The sequence below is a fragment of the Streptococcus penaeicida genome, from assembly GCF_002887775.1.
Taxonomy (GTDB): domain Bacteria; phylum Bacillota; class Bacilli; order Lactobacillales; family Streptococcaceae; genus Streptococcus; species Streptococcus penaeicida.
Window position 1 is genome coordinate 1 of sequence record NZ_LOCM01000003.1, and the last position, 21,127, is coordinate 21,127.

The following is a 21,127-nucleotide window of genomic DNA, read 5'->3' on the forward strand; positions in this document are numbered from 1 at the left end:
TCACTTCCTTCGGAGTTACAGTTTGACCTAAGGTTCTGCAGTAAAAGGGTTTAACTGAGAGTTTACGCTGTCTTTCTGAAAGAATCGCCAATGGTATTTCAAGAGACGGTAAGTCTGAGATTTAGTAACAAAAGATTTCATGATGGCTATTCTTGTCGTCATCATAGCACGGGATAAGTGTTGGATAATATGAAAGCGATCAAGAACAATCTTAGCTTTAGGGAACAATTGCTTAATGATAGGAATATAGCTTCCTGACATATCAACAGTTACAACTTTAACATGTTCTCTCACCTTTCAAGTGTATTTATAGAAATAATTTTTGATGGTGGTTTGACGGTTATTGTTAAGAATAGTGATGACTTTGCGCGTTTCAAAATCTTGAGCAATAAAAGCTAGTTTTCCTTTGTTGCGAGAAAACTCATCCCAGGATAGTATCTCTGGTAAAGATGAAAATCCCTCTTTGAAGGTAAATTGTGCTAACTTACGTTGAACAAGAGATACAGAGACATGAAGGGTTCTAGCAATATCAGAATTCGTCATTGTATTAGTGAGGAGTTGGGTAATCTTAAATAGTACAGGCTGAGATATTTGATGATTCTTTAGAACTAGAGGAGTCTCCGAAACAGTCACTCTAAAGCACGATTTACATTGGAAGCGACGCTTTTTGAGATGGAGAACACAAGGAAATCCTTGGCAATCAAGTATAGGAATTTTTGATGGTTTCTGAAAGTCATATTTGATCATAGTGCCTTTACAATGAGGACAAAGAGTAGGCTTGTAATCTAGCTTAGCTCTCATTTCGATATGAGTTTGATGTTTTAAAACAAATAACATTTCGATATGAGTTTGATGTTTTAAAACAAATAACATTTTGATATTAGGGTCTTTTAAACCAAGCAATTCTGTGGTATTCTTAAGTAGTTCCATATGATTCTTTCTAATGATATTGTTTGTCGCTTTTCATTATAGGTCATATGGGGCTTTTTTTGTGTGAAGAATTTAGAAAAAGAAAAAGACCCTATAATCTCTTTAGTGGATTTACCCACTACAGAAATTATAGAGCCCGTTTTTATAGCTCCTCGGGGCTTTTTTGTTTCTTAAATTTATGAAGTATAACAACCATTGGATTATTTTTTATTTTCTTTAATTTCTATGGATCAATAATTTGATTTTATACATTTTAGAAGATTCTACATATTAAATATAGACTTTCTGTTAATACTTTACAAAGTTGAATTTTTTGTAATATTTTCTAAATAGATTACTAAAATTTTTTATTAATTATTACATATAACTGTAACAAATGCGTAACATTAATTGGGCTTTTTTTTGGTACAATATATGATGTCTTATCGAAAAGGAGTAGTTTACTATAATGAAAAAGAGAATTTTATCAGCAGTTCTTGTAAGTGGTGTAACCCTTGGAGCAGCTTCAATTGTTCAAGCGGATGATTTTGATGCCAAAATTGCTGCTCAAGATACAATTATTTCTAATCTTACAGCAGAGCAAACTGCTGCACAAGAACAAGTTACAACATTACAAACACAAATTGGTTCTTTGCAAACTGAGCAAGATACTTTAACAGCACAAAACAATGAATTACAAGCAAAATCTGAAAAATTAGGAAAAGAAATCCAATCACTTTCAAGCAAGATTGTTGCTCGTAATGAAGCTTTGAAAAAACAAGCTCGTAGTGCTCAACGTGGTAACACAACAACAAGTTACATCAATACTTTATTAAATTCTAAATCAATTTCAGATGCTATTAATCGTATTGCTGCAATTCGTGAAGTTGTAACTGCGAATGCAAAAATGTTAAACCAACAAAAATCTGATAAAGAATCACTTGAAGTAAAACAAACTGAAAACCAAGAAGCAATTAATACTGTTGCTGCTAACATGGAAACTATTGTAGCAAATAAGGTTTCATTGGAAACTCAAAAAGCTAATTTAGAAGTTGCTAAAATTACATTATCAGAACAAATGGCAAGTGCGCAAGCTGAAAAAACTAACCTTCAAGGTCAAAAGGCTGAAGCAGAACGCGTAGCAGCTGAAAAAGCTGCAGCTGAAGCAGCTGCACAAGCAAAAGCTGAAGCGGAAGCAAAAGCTCAGGCTGAATCAGTTGCAAAAGCTCAAGCAGAACTTGCTCAATCACAAGCCCCAACGGCTTCAACTGCACCAGCAGCAAGCACAGCTCCAGCTACATCAACTGCACCGGCAGCAAGCACAGCCCCAGCGGCTTCAACTGCACCAGCAGCAAGCGCAGCTCCAGCGGCTTCAACTGCACCAGCAGCAAGTACAGCTCCAGTTGCATCAGCTAAACCAGCAGCTTCAACTGCTCCTGTAGCTTCTACTGTAACAAGAACAGTTTCTACAACTCCAAAACAAACTTATAGCGCTGCTAATACTTACCCAGTTGGTCAATGTACTTGGGGTGTTAAATCATTAGCTCCTTGGGTTGGTAATTACTGGGGTAATGGTGGACAATGGGCTTCTAGTGCAGCTGCAGCAGGTTACTCTGTAGGTTCAACTCCAGTAGTTGGATCAGTTGCAGTATGGACTGGTGGTGGATACGGTCACGTTGCTTATGTAACAGCCGTTGAAAGCTCAACTAAGATTCAAGTTATGGAAAGTAACTATAACGGAATTCAATCAATTGGTAACTACCGTGGATGGTTCAACCCAACTGCTACTTACCAAGGTTCAGCCGTATATATTTATCCAAATTAATAAAAGTGACCAGCTTAGCTGGTCTTTTTTAATGCTTACTATTACTAAAAGAATTGAAAAAATCCCTGAAAAGGGTTAAAATGGTAAGGGATTAAAAGTTTGGAGGAAAAAATGTCTTATTCTGATTTAAAATTGTTTGCCCTTTCGTCAAACAAGGAACTAGCGGAAAAAGTTGCTGATTCTATGGGTATTTCACTTGGAAAGTCAACCGTTCGTCAATTTTCAGACGGTGAAATTCAAGTTAATATTGAGGAATCCATTCGAGGACACCATGTGTTCATTTTACAGTCTACCAGTTCACCTGTTAATGATAATTTGATGGAAATCCTTATCATGGTAGACGCTTTAAAACGTGCTAGTGCTGAAACAGTCAGTGTTGTTATGCCTTACTATGGATATGCACGTCAAGACCGTAAAGCTCGATCTCGCGAGCCTATTACATCAAAATTAGTTGCTAATATGCTAGAAGTTGCCGGTGTTGATCGCTTACTAACAGTTGATTTACACGCAGCTCAGATTCAAGGCTTCTTTGATATACCTGTCGATCACTTAATGGGCGCTCCATTAATCGCCGAATATTTTGATCGTCATGGATTAGTTGGTCAAGATGTTGTTGTTGTAAGTCCAGACCATGGTGGGGTAACTCGTGCTCGAAAATTAGCACAATTCCTTCATACACCAATTGCAATTATTGATAAACGTCGAAGTGTTAATAAAATGAATACTAGTGAGGTTATGAATATTATCGGTAATGTTGACGGTAAAAAATGTATTCTTATCGACGATATGATTGATACTGCTGGAACCATTTGTCATGCCGCGGATGCTCTTGCTGAAGCTGGTGCAACAGAAGTCTATGCATCATGTACTCACCCAGTATTATCAGGACCTGCTTTAGACAATATCCAAAACTCAGCTATTAAGAAATTAGTTGTTTTAGACACTATTTTCCTTCCAGAAGAACGTTTGATTGATAAAATTGACCAAATTTCAATTGCTGATCTTATTGGTGAAGCTATTATCAGAATTCATGAAAAACGTCCATTATCACCATTATTTGAAGTAGATTAATATGAAAAGTAGTCTTTGACTACTTTTTTGCTTTTGTGGCCTTTAATATCTTATGGTTATTTTTTCGATTTTCGGTATAATAGTAGTATTCATTTAAAGGGAGGCACATTATGGATTTAAGTCACAGATTTAACAAACAACTTGGTAAAATTGAAATTTCGCTCATAAGGCAATTTGATCAGTCCATTTCTGAAATACCAGGAATGATTAAGTTGACTTTAGGTGAACCTGATTTTACGACGCCGGATCATGTCAAAGAAGCAGCTAAGAAAGCTATTGATGATAATCAGTCTCATTATACAGGAATGAGTGGCTTGCCTGCACTTAGAAAAGCCGCTAGTGACTTTGTCAAAACCAAGTACAAATTAGACTATAATCCTGAGAATGAGGTCATGGTTACCATCGGTGCTACTGAAGCCCTCTCAGCCTCTCTCTTAGCCATCCTAGAAGCAGGTGATAAAGTTCTCTTGCCAGCACCAGCATATCCCGGATACGAGCCCATAGTGACTTTAGCGGGCGCTGAAATTGTTGAGATAGACACAACAGCTAATAACTTCATCCTAACGGCAGAGGCGCTAGAAGAAGCTTTAATTGCTGAAGGTGAAAAAGTCAAGGCAGTACTCTTAAATTTTCCGACAAATCCAACTGGTGTTACTTATTCACGAGAAGAAATGGCCTCATTCGCTCAAGTCCTCCCAAAATTCCCAGTATTTGTGGTTTCGGACGAAGTTTATTCCGAACTTAACTATACTGACCAAGGTCACGTATCAATAGCAGAGTTTCTCCCAGACCAAACCATCTTAGTAAACGGTTTGTCCAAATCTCATGCCATGACAGGTTGGCGCTTAGGCTTTATTTTTGCAAAAGAATTACTGGCACACGAATTACTCAAGAGTCACCAGTACCTCGTTACAGCAGCTACTACAATGGCACAATATGCGGGAATTGAAGCATTAACGGAAGGTATCAATGATACACTCCCAATGAAGCGTGAATATATCTTGCGTCGCGATTACATCATTGAAGAAATGACTAAACTTGGTTTTTCTATCATTCGACCTGATGGAGCCTTTTATATCTTTGCTAAAATTCCAGAAGGTTTTGGGCAAGAAGATTCCTTTAAGTTCTGTCAAGATTTAGCTAAAAGAGAGAAATTAGCCCTTATTCCAGGAATTGCCTTTGGTCAATACGGAGAAGGCTACATCCGTCTATCCTATGCCGCAAGTATGGCAACTATTGTTGAAGCTATGGCTCGTCTAAGAGCATTCATGGAAAATTATGGACAATAAAGAAAGCCTTGGACTGGTCCTATACAATAAAAACTATCGTGAAGACGATAAATTGGTTAAGATTTTTACTGAAACAGCAGGCAAACGGATGTTCTTTGTCAAACACGCCAGTAAGTCAAAAGTGGCCTCAGTTATTCAACCCTTAACTGTCGCTGACTTTTTAATGAAGATTAACCAAACAGGACTATCCTATATTGATGATTACAACGCTGTGGAAACCTATCCTAACATTAACCAGGATCTTTATCGCTTAGCCTATGCTTCCTATGTCATGTCATTAGCAGATGCTGCCATTCCAGATAATGAGGCTGACAGTCAGCTCTTTGCCTTTCTAAAGAAAACACTAGATTTGATGGAAGAAGGCTTAGATTATGAAATTGTGACTAATATTTTTGAAATTCAAATCTTGGAACGCTTTGGTGTTCATTTGAACTTCCATGAATGTGTCTTTTGTCACCGCGTTGGCTTACCATTTGATTTCTCCCATAAGTATTCAGGACCTTTATGTCCACAACATTTGCAAGAAGATGCGCATCGTAATCACTTAGATCCGAATGTTCTCTATTTATTAGATAAATTTCAAAATGTCCATTTTGATGACTTAAAAACCATCTCTTTAAAGCCTGAAATGAAAGCCAAACTACGCCAGTTTATAGATGAGCTTTATGAAGACTATGTTGGTATTCATTTAAAAAGCAAAAAGTTTATTGATGATTTAGACCAATGGGGTCAGATTATGAAATCCAATGAACCCTCAAAATAACCTGAGAAGAGTTAGTCGATTGCTATCGGCGAGCTCTTTTGCATAGATTAAGCTTTTTCAGGTATCAGATACACACCTAGCTACTGTGAAATGATATGACTTTATGCTATAATAAGGTCGTTATTCCAAGCTAATGGAAGGTAAAAGGAGTTGCAATCACATGAAAATTATCGCCGTTGATGCCATGGGTGGAGACAATGCACCCAAAGCTATAGTAGAAGGTGTAAACAAAGCTATTGAAAGTTTTTCTGATATTCAGATTCAATTGTATGGAGATCAGGAAAAAATAAAAACTTATTTAACCCCATCAGACCGTGTAACGATTATTCATACTGATGAAAAAATCAACTCTGATGATGAACCAGCCAAAGCCATTCGTCGCAAGAAAAATGCTTCAATGGTCTTAGCTGCCAAAGCTGTTAAAGATGGCCAGGCACAAGCTGTGCTCTCAGCTGGCAATACAGGTGCCTTATTAGCAGCAGGACTCTTTGTTGTTGGTCGCATTAAGGGCGTGGACCGTCCAGGTTTATTATCAACCTTACCAACAAATGATCAAAAAGGCTTTGATATGCTTGACCTAGGCGCAAATGCTGAAAATACAGCGGCCCACTTGCATCAATACGCTATTTTAGGCTCGTTTTATGCTAAGAACCTCAGAGGCATTGCTCAACCACGTGTCGGTCTCCTCAATAATGGAACAGAAGATACTAAAGGTGACCCACTTCGCAAAGAAACTTATGCTCTACTAGCAGCCGATCCAGGCTTAAACTTCATTGGCAATATTGAAGCTCGTGACCTCATGGCTGGAGTAGCTGACGTCGTTGTTGCCGATGGTTTTACGGGAAATGCCGTGCTTAAATCCATTGAAGGAACAGCACTAAGTATTATGAAGCAGTTAAAAACATCCATCAAAGGCGGCGGCTTTAAAGCTAAAGTGGGAGCCCTTCTCTTGAAGGACAGCTTGATGGACATGAAGAATTCACTGGATTACTCCGGAGCTGGTGGAGCGGTACTCTTCGGCCTCAAAGCACCAGTTGTCAAATCGCATGGTTCCAGTGATGCCAAATCCATTTTCTATACCATTAAACAAATTCGCTCCATGTTAGAAACCGATGTGGTTGGACAATTAGTAGAAGAATTTTCTAAGGAGACTAGTAGCAATGACTAGAGAAGCTATTTTAGTAAAATTACAAGAAATCATGATTGAACAGGATGATACAAAAGAATTTGTTCTGACAGAAGAAACAAGCTTGAAAGATGATATCGCAGTTGATTCCATTGAATTAACAGAATTTATTATTAATGTTGAGGATGCTTTCAACATTAGTATACCTGATGAAGATGTTGAAGATTTAACTAAAATCAGCAATCTCATTGATTATCTTGAAGGTCGTTTGGCAAAATAAGAATAAAGGGGTAATGCCTATAAGAGGCTAGCCTCTTTTTTTGTTATCAAATTCGGTCTTTTTCTCTATCTAAATCAGGAAATAAGGATAAAATCCGAACATTTAAAATTACAATTTTGTTAATTGTCGACAAAACATTGAATATTATCCATATATATGGTATTCTTTATTCGAAAGTATATGAAAGGCGAACAATTAATGAACAAGGACCTAATTTATTCCGGGAAAGCTAAAGACATCTATGCGACAGAGGATCAGGATGTTATCAAATCCGTTTACAAGGATCAAGCGACCATGTTAAATGGCGCACGTAAAGAGACCATTTCAGGTAAAGGAGTATTAAACAATCAGATTTCATCTTTAATTTTTGAAAGATTGAATAAAGCTGGCGTTAAAACACACTTTATTAAGCAAATTTCGGATACTGAACAACTGAATAAAAAAGTTACCATTATTCCTTTAGAAGTCGTTCTTCGTAATGTTACAGCGGGTTCTTTCTCAAAACGCTTTGGTGTTGAAGAAGGGCTTCAATTAGAAGAAGCAATTATTGAATTCTACTATAAAAAAGATGAACTAGACGATCCTTTCATTAATGAGGAACATATTCAATTTTTAAAAATTGCTAGTCCTCAAGATATTGCCTATATCAAAGCAGAGACCAGACGTGTTAATAAGCTTCTCAGCCAATGGTTTAAAGAGATTGATCTCCGCTTGATTGATTTTAAATTAGAGTTTGGTTTCGATAAAGAAGGTCATATTATCTTAGCAGATGAGTTTTCTCCAGATAACTGTCGTCTTTGGGATGCACAAGGTAACCATATGGACAAGGATGTCTTTAGACGTGATTTAGGTAGTCTAACAGATGTCTACCAAGAGGTTTTGGATAAGTTAAGAGCTTCAAATTAATTGGTAGCGAACGAAAAAAGGACAAAAGGATAAAAAATGGATAAACGGATTTTTGTTGAAAAAAAAGCTGATTTTCAAATCAAGTCAGAATCACTAGTTAAAGAATTAAAGCATAATTTACAAGTTGCTTCATTAAAAACATTAAGGCTTATTCAGGTTTACGATGTTTTTCAGTTAAGTGAGCAACTCATGGATAAGGCAGAGCAACAAATTTTTGCTGAGCAAGTGACTGATAATATCTTAGTTGAGGAAGATGTGATGGCAGATTTAGCGGATTATGCCTTTTTCGCCATTGAATCTCTTCCTGGGCAATTTGATCAACGCGCAGCCAGCTCTCAGGAAGCTATTCTGCTTTTAGGTGGTTCTTCAGATGTCATCGTCAATACAGCGCAGCTATTCTTAGTTAATAAAGACATTGCAGAAGACGATTTGGCTGCTATTAAGGCTTACTTGCTTAACCCAGTGGACTCTCGTTTTAAAGATATTAGTCAAGGGATTCAACACCATGATTTTTCAGAGTCTGATAAAAGCATTCCAAATTTAGATTTCTTTACTTCTTATACTGCAGAGGATTTTGCGACCTATAAAGCTAATGAAGGCCTAGCCATGGAAGTGGATGACCTTATCTTCATTCAAGACTATTACAAGGGTATTGGGTGCGTGCCAACGGAAACAGAATTAAAAGTTCTTGATACCTACTGGTCTGACCATTGCCGTCATACAACCTTTGAAACAGAATTAAAAGCTATTGATTTTTCGGCTTCTCGTTTTGAAAAGCAGTTGCAGGAAACTTATGATAAGTACTTGGCTATGCGGTCAGAATTAGGACGTTCTGAAAAGCCACAAACATTGATGGATATGGCGACTATTTTTGGTCGTTACGAGCGAGCTAATGGCCGTCTTGATGACATGGAAGTTTCAGATGAAATTAATGCTTGTTCGGTTGAAATCGAAGTTGATGTTAACGGTGTTAAAGAGCCTTGGTTATTGATGTTCAAAAACGAAACCCATAACCATCCAACTGAGATTGAACCTTTTGGTGGTGCAGCGACCTGTATTGGTGGTGCCATCCGCGATCCATTATCGGGTCGGTCATTTGTATATCAAGCCATGCGTATTTCGGGCGCAGGCGATATCACCATGCCGCTTTCGGAGACTCGTCAAGGTAAATTACCGCAACAAGTCATTTCAAAAACTGCGGCGCACGGCTATTCTTCATATGGAAACCAAATTGGTCTAGCGACTACATATGTTAAGGAATATTTCCACCCAGGTTTTGTGGCTAAACGCATGGAGTTGGGTGCTGTTGTCGGTGCTGCTCCTAAAGCCAATGTGGTTCGGGAAAAACCTCTTGCTGGCGACCTTGTTATCCTTCTAGGTGGTAAAACGGGTCGTGACGGTGTCGGTGGTGCCACAGGTTCTTCTAAAGTACAAACCGTTGAGTCAGTTGAAACGGCTGGTGCAGAAGTCCAAAAAGGGAATGCCATTGAAGAACGCAAGATTCAACGTCTTTTCCGTAATGGTCAAGTGACGCGATTGATCAAGAAATCTAATGACTTTGGTGCTGGTGGTGTCTGTGTGGCTATCGGTGAACTTGCTGACGGTTTAGAAATTGACTTAGACAAAGTGCCTTTGAAATATCAAGGCTTAAACGGTACTGAAATTGCCATCTCTGAGTCACAAGAACGGATGTCTGTTGTTGTTGCTCCAGAAGATGCAACTGCCTTTATTGAAGCTTGTCATTTAGAAAATATTGAAGCGGTTATTGTTGCTAAGGTGACAGAAAAAGCTAATTTAGTGATGACTTGGAATGGTCAAACGATTGTTGATATTGAACGCTCATTCCTTGATACTAATGGCGTTCGCGTTGTGGTTGATGCTAAAGTTGTTGATAAAAACGTCGCTTTGCCAGCTCAACGTAAAACTTCGCAAGAAACAGTATTAGCTGATACAAAAGCCTTACTATCAGAATTAAACCATACTTCACAAAAAGGTCTCCAAACCATTTTTGATAGCTCTGTTGGTCGTTCAACCGTTAACCATCCTTTAGGTGGTCGTTACCAAATGACACCAACAGAAAGTTCTGTTCAAAAATTACCAGTTCAAAATGGTGTTACGAAGACAGCTTCAGTTATGGCTCAAGGTTATAACCCTTATATTGCGGAATGGTCACCTTACCATGGGGCAGCTTATGCTGTCATCGAAGCAACTGCACGTTTAGTTGCTACTGGTGCTAACTGGAACAAGGCTCGTTTCTCTTATCAAGAGTATTTCCAACGCATGGATAAATTGGCTGAAAACTTTGGTCAACCCCTTGCAGCTTTACTTGGTTCTGTCGAAGCTCAAATCCAACTAGGTTTGCCATCAATTGGTGGTAAAGACTCCATGTCTGGAACTTTTGAAGATATCACCGTTCCACCAACACTTGTTCCTTCGGTGTGACAACGGCTAATGTTGATAAGGTATTATCTCCAGAATTTAAAGCAGCTGGACAGTATATTTACTATCTACCAGGTCAAGCCATTTCTGAAGCTATTGATTTCACAAGCATCAAAGCTAACTTCCAAAACTTTGAAACAATCCAAAAAGAACACCAAATCACTGCAGCATCTGCTATTAAATATGGCGGTCTTATGGAAAGTCTAGCACTAATGACTTTCGGTAACCAAATCGGTGCTCAAATTACTCTTAAAAACCTAGCTGACAGTCTTTCAGGACAATTAGGCGGCTTTGTCTTCACTTCTACCGAAGAAATCGCTGGCGCAGAAAAACTAGGCTACACCATCCCAGACTTTACCTTAACAGTCAACGGAATTGAGATGCCAGGAGCTGAGCTTCTTGAGGCCTTTGAGGGCAAATTAGAAGATATCTATCCCACAGCATTCACTCAGTCCCAAGAGCTAGCGCAAGTCCCAGAAGTCAACAATAAACAAGTCATTGAAGCGACTGAAACCATAGCCCAACCAACGGTTTACATTCCAGTCTTCCCAGGAACAAACTCAGAATATGATTCAGCCAAAGCCTTCGAAAAAGAAGGGGCAAAAGTCAACATGGTACCATTTGTAACCTTGAATGAAGAAGCAATTGTGGCTTCTGTCGATACCATGGTAGCAAATATTGAAGAAGCTAACATTATCTTCTTCGCTGGTGGCTTTTCAGCAGCTGATGAACCTGATGGTTCTGCTAAATTTATTGTTAACATTCTCCTTAATGCTAAGGTCCGTGCAGCCATTGATGCCTTTATTGCTAAAGGTGGACTGATTATTGGTATCTGTAATGGCTTCCAAGCTTTGGTTAAGTCAGGACTCCTTCCTTATGGAAACTTTGATTCTGCCAGTGAAACCAGCCCGACACTCTTTTACAATGATGCTAACCAGCACGTTGCCAAGATGGTAGAAACACGGATTGCCAATACCAATTCCCCATGGCTTTCAAAAGTAGCTGTTGGTGATATTCATGCTATTCCAGTGTCACATGGTGAAGGTAAATTTGTGGTCACTGATCAAGAATTTGCGGCTCTCCGTGATAATGGTCAAATATTCAGTCAGTACGTTGATTTTGAGGGTAAACCAAGCATGGATTCCAAATACAATCCAAATGGCTCAAGCCATGCTATTGAAGGCATTACCAGCTAAATGGTCAAATTATTGGTAAAATGGGTCACTCTGAACGTTATGAAGAGGGTCTCTTCCAAAATATTCCAGGACAAAAAGATCAAGGCATATTTGCCGCAGCGGTAGCTTACTTTACCGGAAAATAAGGTTTGAAAAATTCTAATACAAACGAGGTTAAGATGACATACGAAGTAAAATCACTCAATGAAGAGTGTGGTGTCTTCGGGATTTGGGGTCATCCCCAAGCAGCCCAAGTCACTTATTTTGGACTCCATAGTTTACAACACCGGGGTCAAGAAGGGGCAGGCATTGTTGCTAATGACAATGGTAAGCTCCATCAGCATCGCGATACAGGACTTCTCTCAGACGTCTTTAAAAATCAAGCTGACTTAGATAAATTAACCGGCAATGCAGCTATCGGACATGTTCGTTATGCGACAGCTGGAACAGCATCCATTAACAATATCCAGCCTTTCCTCTATAACTTTACGGATGCTCAGTTTGGTCTTTGCCATAATGGGAATTTGACCAATGCACTATCACTTAAAAAAGAATTAGAACATGAAGGGGCAATCTTCAATGCCTCTTCAGATACTGAAATTCTCATGCATTTGATCCGTCGCAGCCATCATCCAGAATTTATCGGTAAGGTCAAAGAAGCCCTAAATACCGTTAAAGGTGGCTTCGCATATCTCTTGATGACAGAAGATAAATTGATTGCAGCTCTTGATCCAAATGGTTTCAGACCCTTATCAATTGGCCAAATGTCAAATGGTGCTTGGATTATTTCCAGCGAAACCTGTGCCTTTGAAGTTATCGGTGCCAAATGGGTTCGTGATGTGATGCCAGGTGAATTGATTACCATTGATGATAATGGTATTGCAATTGATACCTACACAACAGATACACAGTTGGCTATTTGTTCTATGGAGTACGTCTACTTTGCTCGTCCGGACTCAACCATATATGGCGTAAACGTCCATACAGCACGTAAGAAGATGGGAAAACGGCTAGCGCAGGAATTCCATCATGAAGCTGATATCGTTATCGGGGTTCCAAATTCATCTTTATCCGCAGCCATGGGCTTTGCAGAAGAATCGGGATTGCCAAATGAGATGGGACTGGTTAAGAATCAATACACTCAGAGAACCTTCATCCAGCCAACTCAGGAATTACGGGAACAAGGCGTGCGGATGAAGCTCTCAGCTGTTTCAGGTGTTGTTAAAGACAAGCGCGTGGTCATGATTGACGATTCGATTGTTCGTGGTACAACGTCACGTCGCATCGTCAGCTTATTACGAGAAGCAGGTGCCAAAGAGGTTCACGTGGCCATTGGTAGTCCAGAATTGAAATATCCATGTTTCTACGGCATTGACATTCAAACCCGTCGAGAATTGATTTCAGCCAACCATAATGTTGATGAAGTCTGCGAAATCATTGGTGCAGATAGCTTAACCTATCTTTCATTAGATGGTTTAATTGAATCGATTGGACTAGAAACAGATGCGCCAAATGGTGGTCTCTGTGTTGCCTATTTTGATGGTGAGTATCCAACGCCCCTCTATGATTATGAAGAAGCCTATGTTAAGAGCTTAGAAGAAAAAACAAGTTTCTTTATTGATGATGTTAAGTGATTGGGAGTAAAGGCCCTTATCACAAGTCGGCAATCGCTATTATGCGCTTTGCCTAAAGACCCTATTAGCTCGAAACAAAGAACTAGCGACTTTATTTTTCAAGTTGCCTCTCTAATCAAGATTTGTTTAAAGGAAAAGGAAAAATCAAATGACTGAAAAAAATGCTTATGCTCAATCTGGTGTTGATGTTGAAGCGGGTTATGAAGTTGTCGAACGGATTAAAAAACATGTGGCTCGGACGGAACGTGCGGGCGTTATGGGAGCTCTAGGTGGCTTTGGCGGCATGTTTGATCTTTCGCAAACAGGCGTTAAAGAACCTGTTTTGATTTCTGGCACTGACGGTGTTGGAACAAAACTGATGTTAGCCATCAAATATGATAAACATGATACCATCGGACAAGATTGTGTGGCCATGTGTGTTAATGATATTATTGCTGCCGGTGCAGAACCTCTTTACTTCTTAGACTATATTGCAACTGGTAAAAATGAACCAGCTAAATTAGAACAGGTCGTAGCTGGAGTTGCTGAAGGTTGTGTCCAAGCTGGCGCTGCTCTTATTGGTGGTGAAACAGCTGAAATGCCTGGCATGTATGGTGAAGATGACTACGATTTAGCTGGATTTGCTGTCGGTGTGGCTGAGAAATCAGAAATCATTGATGGCTCAAAAGTTGCTGAAGGGGATATCCTTTTAGGCCTTGCTTCTAGCGGTATTCATTCTAACGGCTACTCCCTTGTTCGTCGTGTATTTGCTGATTATGAAGGCGAAGCTATTTTACCCGAACTTGAAGGCAAAGCTTTAAAAGAAGTCCTATTAGAGCCAACTCGCATCTATGTAAAAGCTGTTCTTCCCTTGGTCAAAGAAAAATTGGTTAACGGCATCGCCACATTACTGGTGGCGGTTTTATCGAAAATGTGCCACGGATGTTTGCGGACGATTTAGCAGCTGAAATTGATGAAGCACAAGTACCTGTACTACCAATCTTCAAAGCCTTGGAAAAATATGGCGACATCAATCATGAAGAAATGTTCGAAATCTTTAATATGGGTATTGGACTCATGCTAGCTGTTAACCCAGAGCATGTGGCGCGTGTAAAAGAATTGCTTGATGAACCTGTTTATGAAATTGGCCGAATCATTAAAAAAGAAGATAAGAGTGTTATCATCAAATGAGCAAAAAGATAGCTGTTTTTGCCTCTGGTAATGGGTCGAATTTTCAGGTCATCGCCGAGCAGTTCCAGGTAGCCTTGGTCTTTTCAGACCATCGTGATGCTTATGTCTTAGAGCGTGCCAACAAGCTGGCTGTCAAAGCTGTCGCTTTTGAGCTCAAAGAGTTTGACAACAAGCAGGCCTATGAAGAAAAAATTGTCCAAATGCTGGATGAACATGGCATTGATCTGGTTTGTTTAGCGGGCTACATGAAAATTGTCGGACCAACCTTGTTAGAAGCCTACCAAGGAAAAATCATCAACATTCATCCAGCCTACTTACCAGAATTCCCAGGTGCCCATGGCATCGAGGATGCTTGGAATGCAGGCGTTGATCAGTCAGGCGTAACCATTCATTGGGTGGACAGTGGCGTTGATACTGGCCAAATTATCAAACAAGTCCGTGTCCCACGCCTGCAAGAAGATAGCATTGAAAGCTTTGAAGCCAGAATCCATGAAGCAGAATATAAGCTTTATCCGGAGGTCATCAAAGAACTTTTAGGGGAGCAATCAGACAAGTGATTGTCAGAAATATAATGGTTAAAAATGAGTTATTCACATCAAGTGATGACTTTGAGATTTAGAGAGAAAAGGAAGAACGATGACAAAACGTGCACTGATTTCAGTTTCAGATAAAGCGGGCATTGTAGAATTTGCCCAAGAATTAAAAAACCTTGGTTGGGATATTATCTCAACAGGTGGGACTAAAACTGCCCTTGATGCAGTAGGTCTTGATACCATCGCCATTGACGATGTGACAGGTTTCCCAGAAATGATGGATGGTCGAGTTAAAACTCTTCATCCCAACATTCATGGTGGTCTATTAGCTCGTCGTGATTTGGATACCCACTTACAAGCAGCTAAAGATAATGCCATTGAATTGATTGATTTGGTTGTGGTTAACCTTTACCCATTCAAAGAAACCATCTTAAAACCAGATGTTACTTATGCTTCAGCAGTTGAAAACATCGACATCGGTGGCCCATCAATGCTGCGCTCGGCAGCCAAAAACCATGCCAGCGTAACAGTTATTGTCGACCCAACCGACTATGCGCCTGTGCTAGCAGAATTAAAGGAAATCGGCGAAACCAAGTACGAAACGCGCCAAGCTTTGGCAGCTAAAGTTTTCCGCCACACCGCAGCTTATGATGCCTTGATCGCGGAATATTTCACTGCTCAAGTGGGTGAGATGAAACCTGAAAAATTAACCCTCACTTATGACTTAAAACAAGAAATGCGCTATGGTGAAAACCCACAACAAGGGGCAGACTTCTACCAAAAAGCTTTGCCAACAGATTACTCTATCGCTTCAGCTAAACAATTGAATGGGAAAGAATTATCTTTCAATAACATTCGTGACGCTGACGCAGCCATCCGCATTATTCGTGACTTCAAAGAGCGCCCAACTGTCGTAGCTCTTAAACACATGAACCCATGTGGCATCGGCCAAGCAGACACTATCGAAAAAGCTTGGGACTATGCCTATGAAGCTGATTCTGTTTCTATCTTTGGTGGAATTGTTGTTCTTAACAGAGAAGTTGACAAAGCGACAGCTGAGAAGATGCATCCTATCTTCCTCGAAATCATCATTGCACCAAGCTATTCTGATGAAGCGCTAGCTATTCTCACAAACAAGAAGAAGAACCTTCGCATCCTCCAATTGCCATTTGAAGGGCAAGATGATTCTGAGATTGAGGCGGAATACACTGGTGTTGTTGGTGGTATGCTGGTTCAAAATCAGGATGTTATTGAGGAAAAAGCAGAGTCTTGGGAAGTTGTTACCAATCGTCAACCAAGCCCAGAAGAAAAAGAAGCCTTGGAATTTGCTTGGCGCGCCATCAAGTACGTGAAGTCAAATGGTATCTTGATCGCCAATAATCATATGACCCTAGGTGTTGGCCCGGGTCAAACCAACCGCGTTGCCTCAGTTCGTATTGCCATCGACCAAGCTAAAGACCGCTTAGAAGGAGCAGCCCTTGCCAGCGATGCCTTCTTCCCATTTGCTGATAACATCGAAGAAATTGCCGCAGCCGGCATCAAAGCCATCATCCAACCTGGTGGCTCAGTCCGTGACCAAGATTCTATTGACGCTGCCAATAAACATGGCATCACTATGATTTTCACCGGCGTTCGCCACTTCAGACATTAATTTTAACTTTAAGGTTTTTGAAAGGAATCTTTAAGCTATCCTTAAGGACTCTCTAGTAAACTAGAGTCATCCTAGAAATAGGACCCCTAAAATCTTCTTTTCATAAACCTCCTATACCCTAAAACCCTAGCCAATTCCCAAATGGCTAGGGTTTTTCTTGTGGAAGATAGATGTGATAACTAAAATTGGTAATGATTTTTTGAGCATAGTACAGTTATTTATTCGAAAAATGCTCTTGAAAATAAAGCTTACCTTTGGTCAAAAAAATAATTTTTATCTAATTATTGATTTGAAATAAAAATTAAACGGCGTTAATATTTAAATATGAATATTTTATGAAAGGAGAAAAAGCATGAAAATTTATGAATCAGCTGTTATTCGAACTGGAAGAACAAGTTCAAAAGACATTAACATTTGTGTTATAAGCAAATAGTTAATCTTTCTCAGTCTAGAAAATTTATTTTCTAGACTTTTATTATTATTTTAAAATGAGGAATATTGATGTATTACAAATTAAAAACTGAATTAAACTGGACATTGAGTGATTGCGGAATTGTGGTCTATGATGGGAATAAGAAATTACAGTTTGCAATAAATACTGAAAAAAATGAAGTTGTTTTTGATTTTTTTAAATATTTAACTTGTTTTAGAACAGAGACAGATATTGAAAGCTATAAACTCTTGAATAATATTGAGAAGAATGACATTATTAACTACTGTATTGAAAAGGGATTTGTACAAGAGTTTGAAGAACCATTAACACTTACGAGAATGGATTCGTTTCTTAATTCTTTTCCAAAGGTTAATTTTGAGACGTTTAAAATTTTCAGAGAGAGCACAAGGATAATCATCATTGGTTTAGGAACAGTTGGGAGCTATACAATTGATTTGTTAATTAAGATGGGATTCAAAAATTTCTTGATAATTGATGAAGATATTGTTGAAGAAAAAAACCTTTACGCGCAGGTATATTTACCAAAAGATTTAGGGAAGTATAAAGTTGATGTTATAAAAGAAAAGTATTTAGATTTTGTAAATATTATAAGTTACCCACATTACATTTCTACTTTTAAACAGTTTCAAAATGTGACTGCAGAGAATAGTTTTGAGAATCTTATAATAAATGCTGCGGATGATTATCAACTCATGAGAAGTTTGTCGAAAGCATTTATGGAGGAACAATTGACAAGTCCAATAATTGAATCTGGGTATGGTCCATTATTACAAACAGCATATTTGATTGATTCTTGTGAGGCAGCAAAAGTATTTTATGATTATATCAATCAAATTTTGGCAAGCAATAGTCAAAATTCAAATATATATGAGAATTGTGGTAGCGTATTGAATGCTTACATGTCTGCATTTATGATTGGTCAATTAATATTATCTCCTTTTGTTGGTCAAGACTTTAAGTGTGCCGAATATCATTTTATTGATAATCATTTGCAATGGAAAAAAGAGATTGAATAATTATGTTACCATTTATCAAAAAACGCTATAAAGAAAATCTATTATTATTACTCATTATTGTTTGCTCAGTTTGTTTAAAACTAAAATCAGCTTTTATTACGGCAGAAGCCTTTAATTGCTTAGTTGTTGGAAAAACAGATTTATTTATTGAAAAAGTTTGTCTGCTGGGTACCCTATACTTTATTTATACAATCTTTTTTTCCTTTAAAAGTTGGTACCAAGTTTACGTCAGACAAAAACTATTAGTGGATCTCAGGAAAAGGTTAGTTGACTATTATTCAAAATACAGTTACAAAGATAAGCAGGCCCTTAGCGGGGGTAAGATGATTTCTTGGCTAACAACAGATATTGAACGAATTGATAATGAAGGTTACCAAAATCTTTACAGTATTCTAGAAGCAATCATTGATATTAGTTTCTCTTTAATCGCTCTTTTCACGATCAATCTGAGATTGATGCTTGCCATTATTGTGCTTGCTCTCATTAATTTAGTCTTGCCCAAGATAGTTGATAGAAAATTAGCAAAAGCTTTTGAAAAGCTTACCAAGCAACAAGAAATTTTTGCATCTAATATTAGTAATTTTTTTCTTGGTTTTTCAACTTTATTTTCTCTTAATAAACAAAGTTACTTTATAGCTAGATTAAGTCAGGAAAGTGAGATTATTTGTGATACGCAAATTGATACTTACAAGACTGTAGGTATAGCAACATTTTTTGCTGTTATAGGAAATGTATTAGGGCAGATTGGTAGTCTGGTTATTTCGGGTTTGTTTGTTGCACAAAAACTATTAACCTTTGGACATGTTTTTTCTGTTTCAACTATCAGTGTGAGTATCTTTAACGGTGTTAGCAATTTATCAGGCAGTATCATTGAACTAAAAGGAATATTACCGATTTTTCAAAAGTATGAGCATTTATATCAAGAGGTTGATAAGAAGTGGTCATTAGAAAATCAAAAAATAAGTGATTTTTACTTCAATTCTGAAATGGTTCTAGACAATATATCCCTATCATTTGGTGAGCACCGGGTTTTTAATCAGTTGAATGTTACATTTCAAAAAGGAAAAAAATATTGCATTACTGGTCCGAGTGGATCTGGCAAATCAACTCTTTTTCATTTATTAAATGGTAGCCAAGATTATGATTCAGGTCAGATATGGATTGATGGTATTCCGCTTCAATCACTCGCAGAAAACACGTTAAGGTCACAAGTTACCTATATCGAACAGGAAGCATTCATTTTCAATGCTACTTTGCTTGAAAATATTGTTTTAGACGGTCAGTACTCAACAAAGGAAATAAACGAAGTCATTTCCAAAGTTGGCCTTTCTAAAGAATTGGAACAGTTTGAAAAGAGGGGAGAGATTCTAATTGGAGGGGAGGGAATCCAGTTATCAGGTGGGCAAAAGCAACGTATTGCACTTGCCAGAGCAATTCTCAATGGCAGTCAATTTTTATTGTTGGATGAGAGTACCTCAAGTGTTAATAAAGAATTAGCTCATTATATAGAGCAGAACTTATTGAGTGATAATACACTAACTATTGTTATGATCACTCATCATTTAAACAAAGAAATTGAAGCTGATTTTGATCACATTTTAGAACTTAAAAATGGTCAATTGACGGAAAAAGAAAGATTTTAAAATATAGTCTTAGATATGAACAAAAAGCTGATTACTCTCCTGTAGTCAGCTTTTGTCCTTACCTTTCTTTTTATTTTGCTACTTGCTCCCAATTAACCCAAGTTTCTTTTTGGCCAATTTTTATTTTTAGGCCTTTGGTTTTTTGGTCTACTTGCAGAATCTTGTATTTTCCTGGGATAGTGAAGTAGTCACCTGGGTAAAGAACTTGGTCCCCGGCTTTATAACCCTGCTTGTTGCTTTCAAGAAGGGGTCCTGGGTCTAGCCAATTGAGTTGGGTCGCGGGTCCACCCGCCAAACCGTTACTTGAAATCATCCAACCGTGGTTTTGGCTGACTTGAAAAGGCCCCCTAAAAGTGATGCTATCTCCAACTTTGAAACTCTTATCTGTGACTTTTTTTGCCAGCTTCTCAATGGGCACGTAACGCCGATTGCCAGAACCGCCGATATAAGACAGCCAGCGATAGCCATCCGCTTCCAAAACCCGGTCATAGAATACGACTCCGCCAACAGGGTAGCTGTCTAGGTCTCCACTTTTGAAAATCGGCTCAGCCTTTACACCCGTTGGGGATTTGAAACGATAGCTCCCTTTCTGTGGTAATGAGCTAACTGGGCTTTGCTGACTAATTAATTCTGTCTGATTATCCTTATTGATATCTTTAAAATGAATATAGCCGCTGACTGCCGTCCGAGCTATCTGCCGACGATGGTATTTCTCTGGGCCTTGGTCAGCATTATAATTATATTCTTCCAAGGTCACCTGATCTCCATTAACTTCAGCTACCCAGGCTACGTGTCCATAAACCCTGTGTGAGAAGTTGACGCCTTTATCAAACCAAGCAACAGAACCCACTTGGGGATGTAAATCAACAGTATAACCATTTTGGCGAGCAATATGTCCCCAGCTATCAGCATTCCCATAGCCCCAGGGTAGTGAAAAACCGTTTATTTTATTGAGACGGAAAGCTACAAAGGAAGTACACTGCCTTTTTATACATGCCCCAAGAATCGGGACCCCAGCCAGTCTGCCATTCTTTGGGGTAGTCATCCCCATGAACAGCAGCGTGAATGCTAGTCATTGCTTGGAGATTTGAGAATAATAGTGAAATAAGTGCTATTGATTGGATTAGTCTTTTTTTGATATTTTTCATGTTACCCTCCTTACCTATCTATTCGAAAAAAAAAGAAACAACTGCCATCAAAACAGTTGTTTTTTAGAAAAGAGTATCATTTGTTGTTTTTGCTA

The 21,127-nt window shown here is 38.6% G+C and carries 12 protein-coding genes and 4 pseudogenes; 14 read left to right on the plus strand and 2 right to left on the minus strand.

What is annotated here, in order from left to right; translation table 11 throughout:
- Positions 1 to 930 (minus strand): annotated as a pseudogene (locus AT575_RS00185) (ISL3 family transposase); the annotation flags it as partial.
- A gap of 448 nt (positions 931 to 1,378) precedes the next feature.
- Here AT575_RS00185 and AT575_RS00190 point away from each other — a divergent pair.
- The 14 genes and pseudogenes from AT575_RS00190 (at position 1,379) to AT575_RS00255 (ending at position 19,884) form a co-directional block, all read left to right on the plus strand.
- Entirely contained in the window at positions 1,379 to 2,734 is a 1,356-nt protein-coding gene (locus tag AT575_RS00190) for a CHAP domain-containing protein (protein WP_102776648.1), read from the plus strand.
- Positions 2,735 to 2,845: 111 nt separating this feature from the next.
- Complete coding sequence (locus tag AT575_RS00195) at positions 2,846 to 3,805, plus strand: ribose-phosphate diphosphokinase (RefSeq protein WP_102776649.1); 960 nt, start codon at positions 2,846 to 2,848, stop codon at positions 3,803 to 3,805.
- 110 nt (positions 3,806 to 3,915) lie between these two features.
- A complete protein-coding gene (locus tag AT575_RS00200) occupies positions 3,916 to 5,094 on the plus strand; it encodes a pyridoxal phosphate-dependent aminotransferase (protein ID WP_102776650.1) in 1,179 nt (392 codons plus the stop codon).
- Complete coding sequence (recO, locus tag AT575_RS00205) at positions 5,084 to 5,857, plus strand: DNA repair protein RecO (RefSeq protein ID WP_102776651.1); 774 nt, start codon at positions 5,084 to 5,086, stop codon at positions 5,855 to 5,857. The genes AT575_RS00200 and recO overlap by 11 nt, the downstream gene beginning before the upstream one ends.
- 160 nt (positions 5,858 to 6,017) lie before the next feature.
- Positions 6,018 to 7,025 (plus strand): phosphate acyltransferase PlsX, encoded by a 1,008-nt coding sequence (plsX, locus tag AT575_RS00210; protein WP_102776652.1) that lies wholly within the window; start codon positions 6,018 to 6,020, stop codon positions 7,023 to 7,025.
- Positions 7,018 to 7,263: a phosphopantetheine-binding protein gene (locus AT575_RS00215; protein WP_102776653.1), complete on the plus strand. Its 246-nt coding sequence runs from the start codon at positions 7,018 to 7,020 to the stop codon at positions 7,261 to 7,263. Before plsX ends, AT575_RS00215 begins: the two co-directional genes overlap by 8 nt.
- A gap of 198 nt (positions 7,264 to 7,461) precedes the next feature.
- Positions 7,462 to 8,169, plus strand: coding sequence for a phosphoribosylaminoimidazolesuccinocarboxamide synthase (purC, locus tag AT575_RS00220; protein WP_102776654.1), 708 nt, complete (start codon positions 7,462 to 7,464; stop codon positions 8,167 to 8,169).
- A 36-nt stretch (positions 8,170 to 8,205) separates the two neighbouring features.
- Positions 8,206 to 11,929: pseudogene (locus AT575_RS00225) on the plus strand (phosphoribosylformylglycinamidine synthase).
- 33 nt (positions 11,930 to 11,962) lie between these two features.
- Positions 11,963 to 13,417: an amidophosphoribosyltransferase gene (purF, locus tag AT575_RS00230; RefSeq protein WP_102776655.1), complete on the plus strand. Its 1,455-nt coding sequence runs from the start codon at positions 11,963 to 11,965 to the stop codon at positions 13,415 to 13,417.
- A gap of 148 nt (positions 13,418 to 13,565) precedes the next feature.
- Positions 13,566 to 14,587, plus strand: a pseudogene (gene purM, locus AT575_RS00235) (phosphoribosylformylglycinamidine cyclo-ligase).
- Entirely contained in the window at positions 14,584 to 15,144 is a 561-nt protein-coding gene (gene purN, locus AT575_RS00240; protein ID WP_102776656.1) for a phosphoribosylglycinamide formyltransferase, read from the plus strand. Before purM ends, purN begins: the two are co-directional and overlap by 4 nt.
- 79 nt (positions 15,145 to 15,223) lie before the next feature.
- Positions 15,224 to 16,771, plus strand: a complete 1,548-nt coding sequence (gene purH, locus AT575_RS00245; RefSeq protein ID WP_102776657.1) for a bifunctional phosphoribosylaminoimidazolecarboxamide formyltransferase/IMP cyclohydrolase — start codon at positions 15,224 to 15,226, stop codon at positions 16,769 to 16,771.
- A gap of 501 nt (positions 16,772 to 17,272) precedes the next feature.
- The gene (locus AT575_RS00250) at positions 17,273 to 18,241 is read left to right on the plus strand and encodes a ThiF family adenylyltransferase (RefSeq protein ID WP_245871404.1); all 969 of its coding nucleotides are present in this window, start codon (positions 17,273 to 17,275) and stop codon (positions 18,239 to 18,241) included.
- A gap of 2 nt (positions 18,242 to 18,243) precedes the next feature.
- Complete coding sequence (locus AT575_RS00255) at positions 18,244 to 19,884, plus strand: ATP-binding cassette domain-containing protein (RefSeq protein WP_102776659.1); 1,641 nt, start codon at positions 18,244 to 18,246, stop codon at positions 19,882 to 19,884.
- Positions 19,885 to 19,954: 70 nt separating this feature from the next.
- On the opposite strand, the pseudogene scrM reads toward AT575_RS00255, so the two are convergent.
- Positions 19,955 to 21,032: pseudogene (gene scrM, locus AT575_RS00260) on the minus strand (peptidoglycan hydrolase ScrM).
- Positions 21,033 to 21,127: the final 95 nt, after the last annotated feature.